Origin of the sequence: Thermanaeromonas sp. C210 (genome assembly GCF_013167955.1) — a bacterium.
In the GTDB taxonomy this organism is placed as follows: Bacteria; Bacillota; DSM-521; order Neomoorellales; family Neomoorellaceae; genus UBA12545.
Map to the genome: position 1 here is coordinate 580,552 of NZ_BLWF01000001.1, position 18,514 is coordinate 599,065.

Below are 18,514 nucleotides of genomic sequence, written 5' to 3' on the forward strand. Positions count from 1 at the left end.
AGAAAAATTTTTTCCCCGTGCGGGGTTAACGCCGGCTTAACCGGGCGACAATCCGGTCGCCTACAACCTGGATGATCTGGACCATAATGATCAATAAAACGACGGTAATAACCATAACGTCATTTTGGTAACGCTGGAAGCCGTACTGATAAGCCAGGGTACCCAGGCCGCCGCCGCCGACTACACCGGCCATGGCGGAATAGCCAATTAAGGTAATGGTAGTTAATATAAAACCAGATACCAGGGAGGGTTTGGCTTCCGGAAGCATCACCCGGACGATAATTTGCCACGGAGACGCTCCCATAGATTGGGCCGCCTCAATCACTCCCCAGGGTATTTCCCGCAGGGAGTTTTCCACCAGGCGGGCGACAAAGGGTATGGCGGCGACAGACAGGGGGACGATAGAAGCAGTTGTCCCGATAAAGGTGCCAACTACGAGGCGGGTAAAGGGTATTATAGCGATTAGTAAAATGATAAAAGGGAAAGAACGGCCGATATTGATTATCGTACCCAGGATATTGTTGATGAGGGGGCTGGGTTTAATATGCCTTTCACTGGTGATAAGCATAATAACGCCTAAGGGAAGACCGAAGAGATAGGCTATAAAAACTGATACAAAGACCATATAAAGGGTTTCCAGGGTTCCCATGGCTACCATGGGAATTATTTGGTTTAGCCAGTTATTCATTGCCTTTGTAACACCTCGATATTTAATTGCTTACCCTGGAGGAAAGCGAGGGCCCTTTGCAGATCATCAGGCTGACCTAATAAATCCAAGGTCAAAGTACCGAAGGGGGTATCTTTTATGTGATCAATCTTACCGTAAAGGATGTTGGCCTGAACGTTGTACTCCCGAATCATGCGGGAGATAATAGGTTCACCGGCAGAGTGGCCAATGAAAGAAAGGCGTACCAGCATGTTTGTTCCATTATGCTTGTACCCCGCCAGCACCTGCTCCGGAATGGAAGTATCAAGGATACCCTTAATTAACTCCCTGGTAACAGGATGCCGGGGAGCAGTAAAAATATCCAGGACGGAACCGGCCTCAACAATATGCCCCTGGTGAAGGACAGCCACCCGGTCGCATATTTCCTTAATTACCTGCATTTCATGGGTGATAATTATAATTGTTAGACCCAGGTTTCTATTGATATCCCGGAGCAAACTCAGGATGGAGGCAGTCGTCTGGGGATCCAGGGCTGATGTCGGTTCGTCACATAAAAGCAACCGGGGTTCGCTTGCTAAAGCCCGGGCAATTCCTACCCGCTGCTTTTGACCGCCCGACAGTTCCGCAGGGTAATGTCCCGCCTTATCGCTTAGTCCCACCAGTTCCAGGGAGCGTTTAACTTTCTCCTGGATAATCCGGCGTGGCAGGCCGGCAATTTCCAGGGGAAAAGCTACATTTCCAGCGACATTGCGGGCCGAAAACAGGTTAAATTGTTGAAAAATCATGCCTATCTGCTGGCGGGCCCGGCGGAGCTGCCTTTCAGAATAGGTAGTAAGATCCCGCCCGTCAATAATTACCCGGCCGGAAGTTGGCCTTTCCAGCATGTTGATACAGCGGACCAGAGTGCTTTTCCCAGCACCGCTACGGCCAATGATGCCGAATATCTCCCCTTCGGCAATATCCAGGTTGATATTTTCCAGGGCCTGTATCAGTTTGCCATCTTTGGTTGTAAAAGTTTTACTAAGGTTTTCGATTTTAACCATACCTATCACCTGAAGGGGTAAGTGCTAAAACACGCGAATCTTTCTTGTCAAATGGTAACAAAGGGCTTAGATACTGTCAATAAGATTGAATTCGGGAAAAATTTTTCCCTCCGCCCCTTGACAAAAAAATCAAGTAAACCTATTATCTTAATAAGCTATTTCAGAGGAGGTTGATAGTCTTTGAAAAAGATCCTTGTTCTGATTCTCGCATTATTAACGCTAGGGGCAGTTTTAACAGGATGCAGCCAGCAACAGAAGGCATCCCCGGGAGAAGCTGCCAAAAAAGAAATAACTGTCGGTGCTACTGCTCGTCCCCATGCCGAAATCCTGGAAAAGATTAAACCTGTGCTGGCCCAAGAGGGAATCACCCTGAACATTAAAGTCTTTAATGATTATGCCCAGCTCAACCCCGCCCTGGCAGATAAGCAAATTGACGCCAATTTCTTCCAGCACATACCATACCTTGAAGATTATAACCAAAAAACAGGTAAGAATTTGGTTTATATTGCCAAAGTCCACATCGAACCCATGGGGATTTATTCCCAAAAAATTAAGAGCGCCGGCGAATTGATAAACGCCAGAAGTATTGCCATTCCCAATGACGCTACCAACGGCGGCCGGGCTCTGATGTTGCTGGCCAAGGCCGGGGTTATTAAGTTAAAGGAAGGCGTGGGCATTTTGGCGACTAAAAATGATATTATTGAGAAACCCGAGGGGTTGACAATCCGGGAACTGGATGCCGCCATGCTGCCGCGGTCTTTAACAGACGTTGACGCCGCGGTCATAAACGGCAACTATGCCCTGGAGGCCAACTTGAATCCGGTCAAGGATGCCCTCTTTCTTGAGGATAAAAGTTCTCCCTTTGCCAACGTCCTGGTGGTTCGCCCCGAAGATAAAGACAATCCAGCTTTAAAGAAACTGGCAGAAGCGCTAAATACAGCTGAAGTCAAGAAGTTTTTAGAAGAACAATATCAGGGAGCAGTTATCCCGGCTTTTTAAGGCGGCCGGCGAGGATAACGGATGCTGGTAACCTAAGCTAGCAAATCCGCAACCCTGAGGGAAGTTATAACCATGAAGGAAGGCCCCTTCTTCCTGTTAAGGCAAAGGGGCCTTTTTGCGTATTGTTTCCAACGTGATAACAGGCATCAGGTTTTGATGATTTATGCGCTTTATTTACATCCCAGGTAAAGGTGAGGCTCATGATCGTCTATGTCAATCAAGCATTAAAAGGGATCCCCGTTTTATTTGTAGAAGCCAGAAACCTGACCATAAAAAGGAAACATCGCGAACTGGAAAGGATAATTAAGGCGGAGATGGGGGAGTTAATGATCCTGTACGAAAGACACCGGCCCATCCTGGCCGCCTACCACGACCTGCACGCCAGATTCGGTGGTCAGGTCCATATCTCCGCTCCCGAATACTTATATGACTTTATAAAACAACGATCCAGGCTGATGCAAATTAACAGCCTGGTGGATGCGTACAACTATATTTCCCTGAAGTATGCCCTGGCCCTGGGAGCCCACGACCTGGATAAGGTGGAGGGTAACATCACCAGGGAAATCCTCTGCCGGCTGGAGGTCAAGCAGTGCGAGAAAACCAAAATCACTCCGCAAACGACAAATTCCTTCTTTATCATCCAGGGAAACACCGCCACCCCCATGGATTATTTATACCGGGCGGCGGATGAGTTGATGGGCCTTATCGCTACCTACTGCCAGGGGCAGGTTAGCCTGGCTACAATCGAGTATACCGGCTCAAAGTAAACTGTAACTGAGATACAGGGCTTTTACATTTTCTTCGCCGGAACCTTTCGGCCGGGTAAAAGCCCTGGAAGTAGTGGCCAAGGCTTCCTGGACGCCGGCCGGAGCCGGGACGCTGTTTTTAAAATTACCCCCGTGGTCAGATAACAGCTTGTCATGATGCCTTTTTGATCGCCGGCGGAGAAGATACCGTTATGTTTCCCGGCACCTGCCTTCATTACTCACGTTTGCTCGGCTCCGGCTCCCTACCCAGCCTGATCTTCTCGGTATAGTCAATCTGGACTATACGACCATCTTGTATAATAATAGTAATAGAACCATATCTCACCTGGCGTAAAGCCTTAAGTACCTCGCCCAGAACTTTCTGCTCCCTGGTGGAAAGCCCTGTCTGGCACCGTGTTTCTGTTAAAGGCTCTTGAGGCATCTGATAATCCCCCTCCATCCTAATTTCTTATGGGCTACCCGGCAAAGTTAAAGACCATTTACCCAGAGATTTATAACAGCAGAATAGTTCATTCCCACCCCCCATTATGCAGTAATCATATCTTTTTAGTATGATTTGATTTTAACTTTCCAGGCATTCCATGTCAAGCATTCTTAGGGATATCTGGCATCCTGAGATGTCTGGCCGTCCATTGAAGACACCAGGGATAAATGTTAATCAGGCGTAAGAAAACCGGCCTATTAAGTAATAAATCCCTTGACAATAATGTAGACTAAACCTATAATAATAGTATATATTAAGGATGGGGATGCTGACCAGACAACTGGAGGCTCCTTTCCCTCAGGGAAAAGGGGCCTCCTTAATTTTTAAAAACACACGCCTTTTCCTGGAAAGCTATGCTATCAGCAGGTAAGGCAGGTGGTTATAATGATACTTATTATTTGAGCTGGAAATTAACAGGTATTATATACCGTCCCTATGCAGTTAGTGAAATGATGTGGTGAGTTAGACGATGCAGGATGACTTACAGTTAATTTAGTTCTTAACAGGAGGGATAACCAGTGGCTTCGAAAGCAAAGATCGCACGCTCACCGCTGTTGCAAACTGAAGACTGGTGGGCGGTATGGATTGGCCTATTTATCGTTTTTCTCGGCTTGCTGAAGCTGGGCAACCTGGACTTAATCGGCTGGGCCGTCAAAACTAATATGTGGCTTGACCTCTCCAAGGCTCTCGCCCCTGTATCCGATGTTTATAAAGGTGTTCCCGGCATTGTTTCTTTGATTCTTACTTATACTTTTCTGACGGCGGTTTTAAGTATCGCCGTCGCCGGCATGGGCGGCAACGTCCGCCGTTTTGCCGCCGGTTTCACCATCATCTTCTTCATCACTTATTTCTGCTGGATGCTTGGCAACTACGCCTTTATCGCCGCCACCCCCGACCAGATGGCCAAACTAAAACTTCCCTGGTCCCTGCGAATGACGGGGGAGTCGGGCTTTATTATTGCCTTGATCGCAGGATTGATTATCGGCAACTTCTTTCCTGGCCTGACCAGGTACTTGCACGACGCTACCAAACCGGAGTGGTTTGTGAAGACGGCCATCGTAATTCTCGGCGCGCAGATTGGCCTGAACGCGTTGCAGTCAACGGGGCTCACAACCCAGGTGGTTCTCCGGGGCCTCTTCGCCATAATCGAGGCCTACTTAATCTATTGGCCCCTGGTTTACTTTATTGCCCGGAAATACTTTAAATTTACCCCAGAGTGGGCGGCGCCCCTGGCCTCGGGCATTTCTATCTGCGGTGTGTCGGCAGCCATTGCTACCGGCGGCGCCATCAAGGCCCGCCCGGTGATACCCGTCATCGTCTCGTCCCTGGTGGTCATCTTCGCCGTGGTGGAGCTGATCATCCTGCCCTTTGCCGCCCAGGCCTGGCTCTACAAAGAGCCAATGGTCGCCGGGGCCTGGATGGGCCTGGCCGTGAAGACCGACGGCGCGGCGGCGGCCAGCGGGGCCATGGTGGATGCCCTCATCCGCAGCAAAGCTATGAGCGCCCTCGGCGTCAAGTGGCAGGAAGGCTGGATGCTCATGGCCACCACCACCGTCAAGGTCTTTATCGATATCTTCATCGCTATCTGGGCCTTCATCCTGGCCATAATCTGGTCCTGGAAGATCGACCGGCGGGAAGGGGAGCAGGTAAACGCCGGGGAGATCTGGCTGCGGTTCCCGAAGTTCGTCCTGGGTTACGCCGGCCTCTTTATCCTGGTCATCCTCCTTGGCGTCGCCCTTAAGGGTACGCCTGGTCTCAAGCTCCTGAATGCCGGTATTGGGCAGGCGGGCAACTTCCGGGGTATCTTCTTTGCCCTGACCTTCTTTACTATCGGGTTAATGTCCAACTTCAAGAAGCTGTGGGAAGAGGGGATGGGCAAACTGGCTGCGGTCTATGTTCTCTGCCTGTTCGGGTTTATTATCTGGATCGGCCTGATTATTTCCTGGCTCTTCTTCCACGGTATTACCCCGCCGGCAGTAGGCTGAAAAGGAGGGAGATGAACATGACGAAAAAAGAACATTTACCGCAGGAGGAAGAATGGTTTGATTTGCTGCCGGCTGAAAAAAAGCTGATCGGCTACAGTCTGGGCCCGGGGATAGTCCTGCTGGTCGTCCTGGTGTTGGCCACCCGCATTATTTAGAAACATCTCTGCCACTGCAAGTGTCTCTTGACCACCCTGGGGGTCCCTGGTATAATCTAAGAAAAACCGATATATTTACTCCAAATTGGAGGGCTAGTAATGGTCTTAACCAACGAAGAAATAGAACGTTACAGCCGGCAGATTATTTTGCGCAACGTCGGCGGCCGGGGTCAGGAAAGGCTTAAACAGGGAAAGGTATTGATTATTGGTGCCGGCGGCTTAGGTTCCCCGGCAGCTTACTACCGGCGGCTGCCGGTGTAGGTACAATCGGTATAGTTGACAGTGACGTAGTAGATATATCAAATTTGCAGCGCCAGATCCTCCACAGTACTGAACGCCTGGGGCGGCCTAAAGTAGAATCGGCCCGCGAGACATTGCTCGCCTTAAATCCTGCCGTGACAATTAATACTTACCATTTACGTTTGGGTAAAGATAATATTTTAGACATCATCCGTGATTATGACGTGATCGTTGGCGGCGTCGACAACTTTCCTACCCGTTATTTGTTAAACGATGCCTGTGTCATGACCGGCAAAACCCTGGTCGAGGGCGGGGTGCTGCAATGGGACGGCCTCGTAATGACTATCAAACCCGGACAGGGGCCCTGTTACCGCTGTATTTTTCCCGACCCACCTCCGCCGGGAGCCGTACCTAGCTGCCAGGAAGCAGGGGTTATCGGTACAGTGCCGGGGCTTATCGGGGCAATTCAGGCCACGGAAGTAATCAAGATTTTACTTGGGGTTGGGGATACCCTGACCGGCCGGCTCCTGATTTACAACGCCCTGGAGATGCGCTTCCGGGAAGTTAAGGCCGAACGCAATGGTAATTGCCCTGTCTGCGGCGACAACCCGCGCATCCGCGAACTGGAAGAGTATACCTTTGTCTGTGCCACAAAATGCGAAGGGTGAAAACACCATGAACCTGGATTTTCATGAACTCAAAAAGGGCGGCTTTATCAAACAACAAGGCCGCGATCTTTTCCTGATGCGCCTGCGGACCATTGGCGGGTATTTAACATCAAGGGATCTGGAGAATATCGCCGGGATTGCGGCTAAATATGGCCGGGGGGAGGTCCATTTGACCACCCGCCAGGGGGTGGAGATACCCGGGGTCAGGCTGGAAAAATACCAGGAGTTGATTGCCGAGATCAAGGCCTTGAACCTGCTTCCGGGGGCCTGCGGCCCGCGGGTGCGATCCATTGTCGCTTGCCCGGGTAAGGAAATTTGTCCTAACGGGGTAATTGATACCCGGGCTATTGCCGGCCAACTGGACCGGGCCTTTTTTGGCCGCGATGTCCCGGTGAAACTAAAAATGGCCGTAGCCGGGTGTTATAACGCCTGTACCAAACCCATGGAAAATGATGTCGGTTTACGGGGTGTTGTTTACCCGGAATTGGTGGCCGAGCGCTGCAGCCTTTGCGGATTGTGCCAGTCCATCTGCCCCGGTGGCGCCATTAAAATAATTAATGATCGGGTGAGCATGGATAAGAAAAGTTGTTACGGCGATGGTGCCTGTATAGCTTCCTGCCCGAACAATGCCTGGGTAACGGCGGCCACAGGTTTTGTAGTTTACGTTGGTGGAAAAATGGGCCGCAATCCCCAGCTGGGGTATAAAATGTTTGACTTGGTCCCGGAAGATGATATAGGCCCCCTGATTAATTCTATCCTGGCGGTTTATGAAGAGAAAAGGAAGGGGCAAGAACGCCTGAGTGATGTAGTCAGGCGCCTGGGACCGGAAGTGTTCCGGGAATTAATCCCTTACCCCGGCCGGAAGGAGGTCGCTGCCGGTGGCGGAAATTAAAGCGACTAAACGACTGGATATTACCGCGGACTGCTGCCCCATAACCTTCGTTAAAACCAAGCTGGCCCTGGAAGAGATGCAGCCCGGGGAAATCCTGGAGGTTTTATTAACCGGGGGAGAGCCATTAAGTAATGTGCCCCGGAGCCTGAAGGCAGAAGGCCATAAAATCCACCAGGTAAAGAAAGTCGCCGCCAATATATATTCATTAATCGTTGAAAGGGGAGAGGAACAATGAAGATTATTTTCAACCGGCAGGAAAAAGAAGTCCAGGAAGGTATTAACGTAAAGGAATTAGTGGAGCCGCTTAATTTTGACCCCGTTACCGTCGCAGTTGAGGTAAACGGGCGCCTGTTACTAAAAGAGGAGTATAGTAATCCCCTGCAAGAAGGTGATAAAGTAGAACTGGTCTTAAATATGGGCGGGGGAGTATAATGAAAAATGTAAATGCCTTGCCAGGTTTTACATTTATTTGACCCGGCAAGGCAAATCAATCAAGGAATCAAGGTGACCCCCTGTTGGGAGAAAGAGATTACTACCTGGCAGAAGCTCAAAACCTCAAACCGCAGCTGGTCGCCTGGCGGCGGCAGCTGCACCAGTACCCGGAACTGAGTTTTGAGGAAAAAGAAACTGCCGCCCTGGTGGCCGGGGTGTTAGAGCAACTGGGTTTGAAGGTCAGGACCGGCATCGGTGGTACCGGGATTGTCGGTATCCTGAACGGGGCGGAAGAAGGCCCTGCCGTGGCCTTAAGGGCCGACATGGACGCTTTGCCCCTCCAGGAGGCTACCGGGGCGGAATATGCATCCCGCTGCCCGGGCCGGATGCATGCCTGCGGCCATGATGCCCATATGGCTATCGTTTTAGGGGCGGCGACGCTGCTGGCAACCCACCGCCGGGAGCTACCCGGCCCGGTAGTTTTCCTTTTTCAACCGGGGGAGGAATTACCTCCTGGTGGGGCTCGCTTGCTCATAGAAGCCGGGGCCCTGGACAACCCGCCGGTCAAGGCCATCTTTGGCCTCCATGTAACTTCGGCCCTGCCGGCAGGTACGGTAGGCATCCGGCCGGGAGCTGCTATGGCCTCGGCCGATAACTTTACCATTAGGATCAAGGGGCGTAGCAGCCACGGTGCTGCACCCCACCTGGGCGCGGATGCCATCGTCGCTGCTGCCCAGGCGGTCCTGGCTTTACAGTCTATTGTCGCCCGCCGCATTGATCCCGTGCAGCCGGCCGTGCTGACCATCGGTACTATTAACGGTGGTGAGAAGGAAAATATTGTCGCTGGTGAGGTAACCATGACCGGTACTACCCGGGCTCTAAACGCGGTTACCCGGCAGCAGCTGGAAAAAGATATGCGGGAGATTTTGGCCGGGGTGGCGGCCGCCAGCGGGACGGAGATTGACCTCGATTACCTGCGGGGTTACCCGCCGCTAATAAACGATGCCGGGCTTACTGAACTCTTTCGCCGGGTAGCCGGGGAACTCCTGGGGCCGGAAAAGGTTTTCGAACTGGCAGCCCCCTCCATGGGCGCCGAGGATTTTGCCCGCTATGCCGAAAAGGTCCCGGCAGTATATTTCAACCTCGGGGCAGCCATCCCGGGAGAGCTTCCCTTTCCCTGGCACCATCCCCGGTTTAATATCAACGAAGATTGCCTGCCCATTGGCAGTGCCTTGCTTTCCCGGCTGGCCCTAAAGGCCCTGGCTGATTTCTGACGGCTTACACCGGCCGCGGATACTCCTATAGAAAAAGCGCAGCAACGTCGTGATGCGTTGTTGGCTTTTTGTTTAACCTGTGTTGCCGCCTCGAGGCGGGGTATTATGTATGGTGGTAAAGTTAGCCTACAAGGCCGATTCCGACGGGAAAGGGAGGAAGTAGCATGTTGAGGAAAAGGTACATGATAAGGCCTGTAGCTCACTGCCGCGAAGGGCATTAGCTTTTGGTCCTGGGCAAGACCGTAAACTGCCTCCTACTTTAGCTCTAACTTCTAGGTATCGCCCCGTACCAAGACAAAAACCCTTGCGCTCTGGTGCGGGGCATTTTCTTAATTAAAGCTTATTAGAGCATACTTGAAGGGTAGGGTCATGGGAGATGGTATCTGTATAACTTCCGAATAACCTGCGGATGGGACACCGCAAAGGAGCCGTTAAGCCTGCTGTTAAGGAGCTGTAGAGACGCAGGGCACAATTCTTTTCTTCCCTGCCAGGTATGTCAAACCGGGTAAATAATGTTTTCACCCAGGGGATAAAATAAAAATTAACTATGAGAGGAAAATCTTGACGGCCCTGCGGAAAAGACTTATACTGAATTGAGGATACCCCTACGGGGTATATAGCTGCCAAAGGAGAGATTTCTCGTGGCAACAGAGGCGGCTGCTACCAGGATAAGTTTACCGGTAGAAGGTATGAGTTGTGCCTCTTGCGTAGCCAAGGTAGAAAAAGCCCTAAAAAATATTCCGGGTGTACAGGCTGTTCAAGTCAACCTCTTGACCAGGAAGGCTACGGTAGAATACAACCCCAGAGAAACTCATGTTATGGACCTGATTAAGACCATACAAGAGCTGGGTTATAACGTTCCCCAGGAAGAGGTTTTATTAAACGTCAGGGGGATGAGCTGTGCATCCTGCGTCGCCAAAGTAGAAAGGGTGGTGAAGAGTCTCCCGGGGGTAACGGAGGTTGTGGTCAACCTCCCGGCGGAGTCCGCCCGCGTGCGCTTCTACCCCGGGTCTGTTAGCAAAGGCGAAATAAAAAAGGCTATCAGTGAGCTAGGATACGAGGCCAGTGAGAAAGTAACCGGTCAAGAAGCTTTGGATCGGGAGAGGGAGGCCCGGCAGCGGGAGATCCGGCGACAGGCCCGCAACATGTGGATCGCCTGGCCCTTGAGCTTGCTGGTCATGCTGGGCATGTTCCGCGATGTCTGGATCTTTCCTTATTTTGTTCCCGAGTTCTTGCACAACACCCTAGTCCTGTGGTTCTTGACCACTCCGGTGGTCTTCATCCCTGGCTGGCAGTTCTTTGTGAATAGCTGGAAGGGCCTTAAGAAGGGCGCCACCGATATGAACTTGCTCTATGCCACCGGTATCGGAGCGGCCTATATCATCGCTACGATTAATAGCCTCTGGCCTGAGGCCGGATTTGGCGGCAAAGGAGCCACCTTCTTTGAGTCCGCTGCCCTCCTGACTGCTTTCATTGTTTTGGGCCGTTACCTGGAGGCTTTAACCCGCGGCCGCACCTCTGAGGCCATTCGCAAGCTTATGAGCCTCCAAGCCAGGACGGCCAGGGTTATCCGCGACGGCCAGGAAATAGAAATCGCGGTGGATGAAGTAGCCATTGGCGATATCGTGGTGGTGCGTCCGGGAGAGAGGATTCCGGTGGATGGTGAAGTGATCGAGGGCTATTCGGCAGTGGACGAATCCATGATCACGGGAGAGAGTATCCCGGTAGAAAAGAAAGTGGGCGACCAGGTTATAGGTGCTACGATTAATAAGACGGGCTCTTTCAAATTCCGGGCCACCAGGGTAGGGAGCGAGACGGCCTTGGCCCAGATCATCAAAATGGTGGAAGATGCCCAGGCTTCTAAAGCGCCCATACAACGGCTGGCCGATTTTGTGGCTGGGCATTTTATAGCCGGGGTGCACGTCCTGGCCCTGATCGTGTTCCTTTTCTGGTTTTTCTATGGCTTTGACCGCTATTTCCTCCCGGATAGCCGATTTATCCTTTCGCCCTACAGCCTGGCGGAAATCGGGGTCTTCGGCTTTGCCCTGCTCCTCTCCGTTACCACCCTAGTCATTTCCTGCCCCTGCGCCTTAGGTCTGGCTACCCCCAGCGCTATGATGGCCGGTACGGGTAAAGGAGCGGAAAACGGCATTCTCTTTAAAGGAGCCGATGCGGTAGAGGCCAGCGCCAAGCTCAATGCCGTGGTTTTCGATAAAACCGGCACCCTTACCAAGGGCGAGCCCGAAGTGACCGATGTGGTGGCCGCCAGTGGCTGGGATGAAGAGCGCGTGTTGCTTTACGCCGCTGCAGCGGAAAAAAATTCCGAACACCCCTTGGGCGAAGCTATCGTCCGGGAAGCTAGGGCCCGTGGCTTAGAGCTGGAAGATGCGGCTGAGTTTCGGGCCATACCGGGCCGCGGAGTAGAGGCCTTCTGGCGGGGAGAAAAGATCCTTTTGGGCAACCGGCGGCTCATGGCCGAACTGGGGATAGATATAAACTGGCTTCTTCCCTGGGCTGAAGAATTAGAAGAACAAGGAAAGACGGCCATGTTCCTGGCGGTGGCTGGGAAGCCGGCCGGAGTTATTGCCGTGGCCGATACCCTCAAGGAATATGTGCCGGAAGCCGTCGCACGCCTGAAGGCCATGGGCATCCAGGTGGCCATGATTACCGGCGATAACCGGCGGACGGCTGAGGCCATTGCCCGGCAGGCAGGCATCGACCGGGTGCTGGCCGAGGTACTACCCCAGGATAAGGCCGGCGAAGTAAAGAGGCTCCAGGAACAGGGACTTAAAGTGGCTATGGTGGGCGACGGCATCAACGATGCGCCGGCCCTGGCCCAGGCCGACGTGGGCATCGCCATCGGCAGCGGTACCGACGTGGCCAAGGAGACGGGTGAGATCATCCTTATTAGAAATGATATCCGCGATGTGGTGGCGGCCATCGAGATAGGCCGGGCCACCATGGGCAAAGTGCGGCAAAATCTCTTCTGGGCCTTTATCTACAACACTTTGGGTATCCCTATAGCCGCCGGCATCCTCTATCCATGGACAGGTCTCATTGTGAGCCCCGAGCTGGCCGCTTTCTTTATGGCCACCAGTTCAGTATCCGTGACCTTAAATACCCTGCTATTAAAGCGCTTTGAACCCTCTACGAAGGCTGAAAAGGCGCGGGCGGCGGACAAAGCTAAGTATAAGTACGCTTGAAGTAGTCCTGGATCCGGTATAACCTGCCGCCGAGGCGGTTTCGGCATCAATCAAGTAAGGAGTACCGGCCAAGACGTTGGAAGGGGGGCTGAGATGGCTAATCACCTCGATACACACCGAGCGGCCCGAATCAGCGCGCTGCTTTATACAGGAATTTCCCTGGTTGCAGCTCTGCTTTTTCTTCTGCTAACCTACGCTACAGGCAAAGCCTATACCCCGGTGGCCCGCTACGGCGGCGCGGCCTGGGTTTTCATCCTAACGATGATCATAACCATGCCCTTAGTTATCCCCTGGGTGCAGAAGCGATACCGCAAGTAAACCTTAGGTAGGTTAACCCTGGGCTGCAGACCACGGGCTGAGGCGGCATGAGGCCTGCGGCCAGATCCTGAGGCACGGAAGCTTCATGAGCCGGGACCCCGCCGGAGCTCGGAAATCGAGCGCCAGTCTTGGTCCGCCAGGCTAGTGGGGCAAGGGGGCTAAAGGACGCCTGGCTAAAAGGTGGGGACAGCTTAGACCATGAGACTGTTGCGTCCGGCAGGTGTACCTGTGGTATAATATGCCTTAAAAGGGTTAACACTTTATAGGGGGTTTGGTAATGCGTGGTTATGGCGACAGTAATTGCTAATATCTTCGGCACCTTGGCCTTTTGGTTTCTCATGGTATGGGCAGGAGGTTACCTTACTTTTCAAGAAATTCTGGCGCTCGCCTTACAACCCCGGGTTCTGGCCTGGACGGGTGTTGCCATTTTGGCCTCTATTATTTGGGTTATACATACCCTGCGCAAACTCGATGCCAATCCTCAGGATTTGCCTGCCATACTGGTACAGTATTTGGCAGTAATGTTTTCTTTTTTTATAATCGAAGGCGTATTGATGCTGACCGGTCGTGACTTGGAAAATACCAAGCTGTGGACGGTTCTGTCTTCGGGTACGGGCGCGGCAGCTTTAGTCACGGGCTGCGCTTTTATGTTGGTGGCCTACTTGCTAGAGTGGAAATACAGCCGTCTTTATTTTGCCGGCGGGGGCACGCGTTTGTACCCCATCTGGATGCGCGTGGCCATAGGCACTGTTCTTATAGCAGGCGGCGCTTCCATGTGTTTGTGGGGAGCGGTAGTGGGCTACTTGAACGAAGAGGTGGCCGTACATTTCTTTTTTTCCCATCTTCCACGGGTGAGCGCACTGGTGGCAGGAATGGTGGGGGCCTATTGTGCCTTTTTGTTTGCCAGTATAGGCAAGAATATGCGGGACCTCTATAAGGCCATGATGGTAACTGCAGGAGCACAACGTCCGGATTTGAGCGTTTCTTTGGGAGTGCCTGCTATAGACGAAATCGGGTATGTGACGAATGGTTTTAATACGTTCATAGCGAGAATAGCTGCTCTGGTCGGGGAAATCGGACGGGCAGGGGAAGACCTGGGACGGATGGCCAATCCCCTGCAGGAAGTGGCCGATACGGTTGCCAGAACAGGCGAGGAAGTAGCCCGGGCAGCGACTCAGGTAGCTACAGGAGCTGATGACCAGAACGCACAAATACAGTCCCTCAATGAAACCTCCGAGAGTTTACAGGCCACAGCCAGGGAACTCTTTGAGGCGGCAAACGAAATAAAGGGCGCCGCGAAGGATAGTGTGGAGGCGGCTAAGCGGGGCCGAGAAGAGGCCGAGGTGTTGATTTCTGCGGTCAAATCTTTAGAGGAAATAAGTCTGATTACAACAACTTCAGTAGAGCTTATGGCGAACTCGGCAAGGCGTATTGAGGAAGCCCTCCGAGTGATTACAGGAGTAGCCGACCGAACCAACCTGCTAGCTTTGAACGCCGCTATAGAGGCTGCGCGGGCGGGAGAAAACGGCCGGGGATTCGCCGTAGTAGCTGAGGAAGTGCGCAAGCTGGCCGCTACTGCGGGTCAGGCCGCAGCGGAAATCGCTGCTCTGAGTACTGAGGTGCAGGAGAGAATAGCCGCCGTAGAAAAGGCGGTAGCAGAGGAGAGCAGCTCCGTCAAAGGTTCGGGAAAGGCCCTGGAATCCCTGGCGGCGGTCTTAGAGGAGATACTCGCCCGGTCGGACCAGGTAGAAACCTTGGCCTCTAAGGTGAGGGAAGCGGCCGGGCGGGTAAAGGACGTAGCCGACATTGTGGCCACAGGCGCGGCCGCTCTGTCCACAGTATCCCAGGGAACGGCCGTTTCGGCCGAGGAGGTTGCAGCTTCAGCCGAGGAGCAGGCAGCTACCGCTGCTACCCTGCGGGAAAATATAGATAATCTCCAAACCATCACTTCTTCTATAGTTAACCTTGTGAGCCGTTTCCAGCTACCATCTTAACTGGTGCCGAGATATTTCGACCTTCCATCTCTGGCACTTGCGGCGCGGGCAACAAATTTACCCCGGCCGCGACCGGGTGCCCCCTGAAAAGAGGGCAAGGGCTATAAAGTTGCCCTTAATTTTTTTCTCTGTTATAATGTTCCCGTGGTAAATCAGCCCAGGGTGGTGGAATAATGCGCCTTAGCAAGAAAGAAGTAGAGCATGTGGCATTGCTGGCGCGGCTTCATCTCTCCGAGGAAGAAAAGGAATCCTATACCCACCAGCTCAACGCCGTCATGGACTACATGGAAAAATTGAGGGCCCTCAACACGGAGGGCGTAGAGCCGACGGCCCACGTCTTACCTTTGCGCAATATATTCCGGGAAGACGCGGTACGGCCGGGATTGCCCCGGGAAAAAGCCCTGGAGGGAGCGCCTGCAGCCAGGGAAGGACAGTTTAAGGTACCGCGCGTAGTTTAGCCTGCGGTGGACTAGGAAAGGGAGGGCTACAGGTTTGGAACTTTTTTATCAGAGTGCCTATGAGGTGAGCCGCCTTCTGGCCCGCAAGGAAATAGGTGCGGAAGAACTGACCCGTGCTGTCCTGGACCGGATAGAGGGGGTGGAGGGGCAGGTCAAAGCCTTTGTAACTTTGACGCCGGAGGCGGCCCTGGAGCAGGCCCGGGCCATCGATGCGGCCCGGGTGAGGGGGGACGACCTGGGACCTCTGGCGGGTATACCCATGGCTCTTAAGGACAACCTTTGCACGGAAGGCGTACGCACCACCTGCTCTTCCAAAATGCTGGAAAACTGGGTGCCGCCTTATGATGCCTTTGTGGTCAAAAAGCTTAAGGAAGCGGGAGCCGTTTTGCTGGGCAAGCTTAACATGGATGAGTTCGCCATGGGATCCTCCACGGAGAATTCCCGGTTTTTCCCTACCCGCAATCCGTGGGATTTGGAACGGGTACCCGGAGGCTCTAGCGGCGGGCCTGCGGCGGCGGTGGCTGCCGGAGAAGCCTTTTACTCCCTGGGTTCGGATACCGGCGGGTCCATCCGGCAACCGGCCTCCTTTTGCGGCGTGGTGGGTATGAAGCCCACTTATGGCCGAGTTTCCCGTTCCGGCTTAGTGGCCTTTGCTTCTTCCCTGGACCAGATCGGGCCCTTTGCCCGGGAGGTGACCGATTGCGCTTTAGTATTGCAAGCCATTGCTGGACATGATCCGGCGGATTCTACCTCCGGCGACCTCCCGGTTCCCGATTACCTGGGAGCCCTGCAGGCAGATATAAAAGGTATTAAGGTGGGTGTACCCAAAGAATATTTTGTTGAAGGAATAGAACCTGAAGTAGCCAATCTGGTGCGCTGGGCCATCGACCGGCTGGCCGACCTGGGGGCTATCTGTGAAGAAATCTCCCTGCCCCATACGGAGTATGCCCTGCCGGCCTACTACCTAGTGGCCACGGCGGAAGCTTCCAGCAACCTGGCCCGCTATGATGGTGTGGCTTACGGTTTCCGGTTGCCGGGTAAGGATCTTGTGGACATGTATGTCAAGACGCGCAGTGAGGGCTTCGGCCCCGAAGTGAAGCGACGCATAATGCTGGGGACCTATGCTTTAAGTAGCGGCTACTATGACGCCTATTACTTAAAGGCCCTCAAAGTGCGCACCCTTATACGCCGCGACTTCGAGGAAGCCTTTCAGCGCTACGATATCCTTGCTACGCCTACTTCACCTACCGTAGCCTTCCGCCTGGGAGAGCGGATTACCGATCCGTTGGCCATGTATTTGTCCGACCTGTTCACCTGCCCGGTAAACATGGCAGGATTGCCGGCCATTTCTATACCCTGCGGTTTCAGCCAGGGCTTGCCGGTGGGCTTGCAGCTTATTGCCAAGCCCTTCGCGGAAGAAACCCTGTTGCGCGTGGCTTATACCTTCGAGCAGGCCACTGCGAGTAGCCGGCGGTGGCCTCAGTTGGGAGTGGTGGCCTGATGGAATACGAAGCGGTCATCGGCCTGGAAGTCCATGTAGAGTTAAAGACGGAATCCAAAGCTTTTTGCAGTTGTACGACAGCCTTCGGCGGTGAACCCAACACCCACGTCTGCCCCGTCTGCTTGGGACTACCGGGCGTGCTGCCGGTTATCAACCGGCGGATGGTGGAATTCGGCCTGCGAACAGCCCTAGCCCTCAATTGTACCATTGCGCCCATGTGTAAGTTTGATCGCAAGAATTACTATTATCCGGATTTACCCAAAAACTACCAGATATCCCAGTACGATATGCCCCTGGCCCGGAATGGCTATCTGGAAATCGAAGTGGACGGGGAGAAGAAGCGGATCGGAATTACCCGCGTCCACATGGAGGAGGACGCCGGAAAGCTCATCCATGTAGAAGGCCCCAACGGAGATTATTCCCTGGTGGATTATAACCGGGCTGGCGTGCCTTTGCTGGAGATTGTATCCGAACCGGATTTGCGGTCGCCCGAAGAAGCCCGGGCTTACATGGAGAAATTAAAGGCTATCCTCGAATATATCGATGTTTCGGATTGCAAGATGCAGGAAGGATCCCTGCGCTGCGATGCCAACGTCTCAGTGCGTCCCAAGGGCGCCACGTCCTTTGGAACCAAAACCGAAGTGAAGAATATGAACTCTTTTCGCGCCCTGCAACGGGCCCTAAGCTATGAAATCCAGCGGCAAATCGAGTTGCTGGAAAAGGGAGAGCGGGTAGTGCAGGAGACGCGGGCCTGGGACGAAGACAAACAGGTAACCTATACCATGCGGAGCAAGGAAGAAGCCCATGATTATCGCTATTTCCCCGAGCCGGATTTGGTACCCCTGGCCATTGACCAGGAATGGATCGAAAAGGTGAGGGCGGGACTGCCGGAACTACCCGATGCCCGTCGGGAACGGTTGGTGCGCCAATACGGGCTGCCGGAGTATGATGCCGGTATCATCACCGGTTCCCGGGCCCTGGCGGACTACTTTGAACGGGCGGTAGCCCTCTTCCCCGACGCCAAACAGGTCAGCAACTGGCTCATGGGCGACTTCTTACGCCTCCTCAACGCCCAAGGCCTGGAACCTAACCAGGCGCCTGTAACCCCGGAGAATTTAGCGGAGCTCCTCAAGCTCCAGGAGGAAGGCGTAATCAGTATTAAGATTGCCAAGCAGGTTTTCGAAGAAATGTTTGCCACCGGCAAGGGCGCGCGGGAGATTGTCCAGGCCAAGGGATTAGTCCAGATCAGCGATGTGGCGGAGCTGACACCCATTGTAGAAAGGGTGCTGGCCTCCCATCCCAAGGTTGTGGAGGACTACCGCAACGGTAAGGAGAAGGCCCTCGGTTTCCTGGTGGGCCAGGTTATGAAGGAAACTAAAGGCAAGGCCAACCCGTCCCTGGTGAATAAGCTTCTCAAGGAACGCTTGTAAAGGG

Annotated in this window: 17 protein-coding genes and 1 pseudogene; 15 read left to right on the forward strand and 3 right to left on the reverse strand. The window is 53.4% G+C overall.

The window, feature by feature from the left end:
* Nucleotides 1-25: 25 nt before the first annotated feature.
* Entirely contained in the window at nucleotides 26-688 is a 663-nt protein-coding gene (locus TAMC210_RS02770; RefSeq protein WP_173297259.1) for a methionine ABC transporter permease, read from the reverse strand.
* Complete coding sequence (locus tag TAMC210_RS02775) at nucleotides 685-1,710, reverse strand: methionine ABC transporter ATP-binding protein (RefSeq protein ID WP_173297260.1); 1,026 nt, start codon at nucleotides 1,708-1,710, stop codon at nucleotides 685-687. Before TAMC210_RS02775 ends, TAMC210_RS02770 begins: the two co-directional genes overlap by 4 nt.
* 180 nt (nucleotides 1,711-1,890) lie before the next feature.
* On the opposite strand from TAMC210_RS02775, the gene TAMC210_RS02780 reads away from it, so the two are divergent.
* Both TAMC210_RS02780 and TAMC210_RS02785 read left to right on the forward strand, forming a co-directional pair.
* Nucleotides 1,891-2,709: a MetQ/NlpA family ABC transporter substrate-binding protein gene (locus TAMC210_RS02780; protein ID WP_173297261.1), complete on the forward strand. Its 819-nt coding sequence runs from the start codon at nucleotides 1,891-1,893 to the stop codon at nucleotides 2,707-2,709.
* A 200-nt stretch (nucleotides 2,710-2,909) separates the two neighbouring features.
* The gene (locus TAMC210_RS02785; RefSeq protein WP_173297262.1) at nucleotides 2,910-3,476 is read left to right on the forward strand and encodes a phenylalanine--tRNA ligase beta subunit-related protein; all 567 of its coding nucleotides are present in this window, start codon (nucleotides 2,910-2,912) and stop codon (nucleotides 3,474-3,476) included.
* Between the two features lie 214 nt (nucleotides 3,477-3,690).
* On the opposite strand, the gene TAMC210_RS13855 is transcribed toward TAMC210_RS02785, so the two are convergent.
* Nucleotides 3,691-3,915: a YezD family protein gene (locus TAMC210_RS13855; protein WP_373996426.1), complete on the reverse strand. Its 225-nt coding sequence runs from the start codon at nucleotides 3,913-3,915 to the stop codon at nucleotides 3,691-3,693.
* Between the two features lie 563 nt (nucleotides 3,916-4,478).
* On the opposite strand from TAMC210_RS13855, the gene TAMC210_RS02795 reads away from it, so the two are divergent.
* The 13 genes and pseudogenes from TAMC210_RS02795 (at nucleotide 4,479) to gatB (ending at nucleotide 18,510) form a co-directional block, all read left to right on the forward strand.
* The gene (locus tag TAMC210_RS02795) at nucleotides 4,479-5,945 is read left to right on the forward strand and encodes a putative sulfate exporter family transporter (protein ID WP_173297264.1); all 1,467 of its coding nucleotides are present in this window, start codon (nucleotides 4,479-4,481) and stop codon (nucleotides 5,943-5,945) included.
* A gap of 17 nt (nucleotides 5,946-5,962) precedes the next feature.
* Nucleotides 5,963-6,100 carry a hypothetical protein gene (locus tag TAMC210_RS02800; RefSeq protein WP_173296773.1) on the forward strand — a complete coding sequence of 46 codons (138 nt, stop codon included), beginning with the start codon at nucleotides 5,963-5,965 and terminating at the stop codon, nucleotides 6,098-6,100.
* 99 nt (nucleotides 6,101-6,199) lie between these two features.
* Nucleotides 6,200-7,008, forward strand: a pseudogene (locus tag TAMC210_RS02805) (HesA/MoeB/ThiF family protein).
* Between the two features lie 7 nt (nucleotides 7,009-7,015).
* The gene (locus TAMC210_RS02810; protein ID WP_173297265.1) at nucleotides 7,016-7,900 is read left to right on the forward strand and encodes a 4Fe-4S binding protein; all 885 of its coding nucleotides are present in this window, start codon (nucleotides 7,016-7,018) and stop codon (nucleotides 7,898-7,900) included.
* Complete coding sequence (locus tag TAMC210_RS02815) at nucleotides 7,887-8,135, forward strand: sulfurtransferase TusA family protein (protein WP_173297266.1); 249 nt, start codon at nucleotides 7,887-7,889, stop codon at nucleotides 8,133-8,135. Before TAMC210_RS02810 ends, TAMC210_RS02815 begins: the two co-directional genes overlap by 14 nt.
* Complete coding sequence (thiS, locus tag TAMC210_RS02820) at nucleotides 8,132-8,332, forward strand: sulfur carrier protein ThiS (protein WP_173297267.1); 201 nt, start codon at nucleotides 8,132-8,134, stop codon at nucleotides 8,330-8,332. The genes TAMC210_RS02815 and thiS overlap by 4 nt, the downstream gene beginning before the upstream one ends.
* A gap of 83 nt (nucleotides 8,333-8,415) precedes the next feature.
* Entirely contained in the window at nucleotides 8,416-9,606 is a 1,191-nt protein-coding gene (locus tag TAMC210_RS02825; RefSeq protein WP_217267227.1) for a M20 metallopeptidase family protein, read from the forward strand.
* A 641-nt stretch (nucleotides 9,607-10,247) separates the two neighbouring features.
* Nucleotides 10,248-12,809, forward strand: coding sequence for a heavy metal translocating P-type ATPase (locus TAMC210_RS02830; RefSeq protein WP_173297268.1), 2,562 nt, complete (start codon nucleotides 10,248-10,250; stop codon nucleotides 12,807-12,809).
* Nucleotides 12,810-12,902: 93 nt separating this feature from the next.
* Complete coding sequence (locus TAMC210_RS02835) at nucleotides 12,903-13,127, forward strand: hypothetical protein (protein ID WP_173297269.1); 225 nt, start codon at nucleotides 12,903-12,905, stop codon at nucleotides 13,125-13,127.
* Nucleotides 13,128-13,414: 287 nt separating this feature from the next.
* Nucleotides 13,415-15,121 carry a methyl-accepting chemotaxis protein gene (locus TAMC210_RS02840; RefSeq protein ID WP_254388505.1) on the forward strand — a complete coding sequence of 569 codons (1,707 nt, stop codon included), beginning with the start codon at nucleotides 13,415-13,417 and terminating at the stop codon, nucleotides 15,119-15,121.
* A gap of 173 nt (nucleotides 15,122-15,294) precedes the next feature.
* Complete coding sequence (gene gatC / locus TAMC210_RS02845; RefSeq protein WP_173297271.1) at nucleotides 15,295-15,579, forward strand: Asp-tRNA(Asn)/Glu-tRNA(Gln) amidotransferase subunit GatC; 285 nt, start codon at nucleotides 15,295-15,297, stop codon at nucleotides 15,577-15,579.
* 34 nt (nucleotides 15,580-15,613) lie between these two features.
* Nucleotides 15,614-17,080: an Asp-tRNA(Asn)/Glu-tRNA(Gln) amidotransferase subunit GatA gene (gene gatA, locus TAMC210_RS02850; protein ID WP_173297272.1), complete on the forward strand. Its 1,467-nt coding sequence runs from the start codon at nucleotides 15,614-15,616 to the stop codon at nucleotides 17,078-17,080.
* Complete coding sequence (gatB, locus tag TAMC210_RS02855; protein ID WP_173297273.1) at nucleotides 17,080-18,510, forward strand: Asp-tRNA(Asn)/Glu-tRNA(Gln) amidotransferase subunit GatB; 1,431 nt, start codon at nucleotides 17,080-17,082, stop codon at nucleotides 18,508-18,510. The genes gatA and gatB overlap by 1 nt, the downstream gene beginning before the upstream one ends.
* The last annotated feature ends 4 nt before the right edge of the window (nucleotides 18,511-18,514 follow it).

What these genes read in the sequence shown, in the direction of transcription:
- TAMC210_RS02770 (WP_173297259.1), bottom strand. Translation starts at nt 688, where the DNA reads ATGAATAACTGGCTAAACCAAATAATTCCCATGGTAGCCATGGGAACC.
- TAMC210_RS02775 (WP_173297260.1), bottom strand. Translation starts at nt 1,710, where the DNA reads ATGGTTAAAATCGAAAACCTTAGTAAAACTTTTACAACCAAAGATGGC.
- TAMC210_RS02785 (WP_173297262.1), top strand. Translation starts at nt 2,910, where the DNA reads ATGATCGTCTATGTCAATCAAGCATTAAAAGGGATCCCCGTTTTATTT.
- TAMC210_RS13855 (WP_373996426.1), bottom strand. Translation starts at nt 3,915, where the DNA reads ATGGAGGGGGATTATCAGATGCCTCAAGAGCCTTTAACAGAAACACGG.
- TAMC210_RS02800 (WP_173296773.1), top strand. Translation starts at nt 5,963, where the DNA reads ATGACGAAAAAAGAACATTTACCGCAGGAGGAAGAATGGTTTGATTTG.
- TAMC210_RS02810 (WP_173297265.1), top strand. Translation starts at nt 7,016, where the DNA reads ATGAACCTGGATTTTCATGAACTCAAAAAGGGCGGCTTTATCAAACAA.
- thiS (WP_173297267.1), top strand. Translation starts at nt 8,132, where the DNA reads ATGAAGATTATTTTCAACCGGCAGGAAAAAGAAGTCCAGGAAGGTATT.
- TAMC210_RS02835 (WP_173297269.1), top strand. Translation starts at nt 12,903, where the DNA reads ATGGCTAATCACCTCGATACACACCGAGCGGCCCGAATCAGCGCGCTG.
- TAMC210_RS02840 (WP_254388505.1), top strand. Translation starts at nt 13,415, where the DNA reads ATGGCGACAGTAATTGCTAATATCTTCGGCACCTTGGCCTTTTGGTTT.
- gatC (WP_173297271.1), top strand. Translation starts at nt 15,295, where the DNA reads ATGCGCCTTAGCAAGAAAGAAGTAGAGCATGTGGCATTGCTGGCGCGG.
- gatB (WP_173297273.1), top strand. Translation starts at nt 17,080, where the DNA reads ATGGAATACGAAGCGGTCATCGGCCTGGAAGTCCATGTAGAGTTAAAG.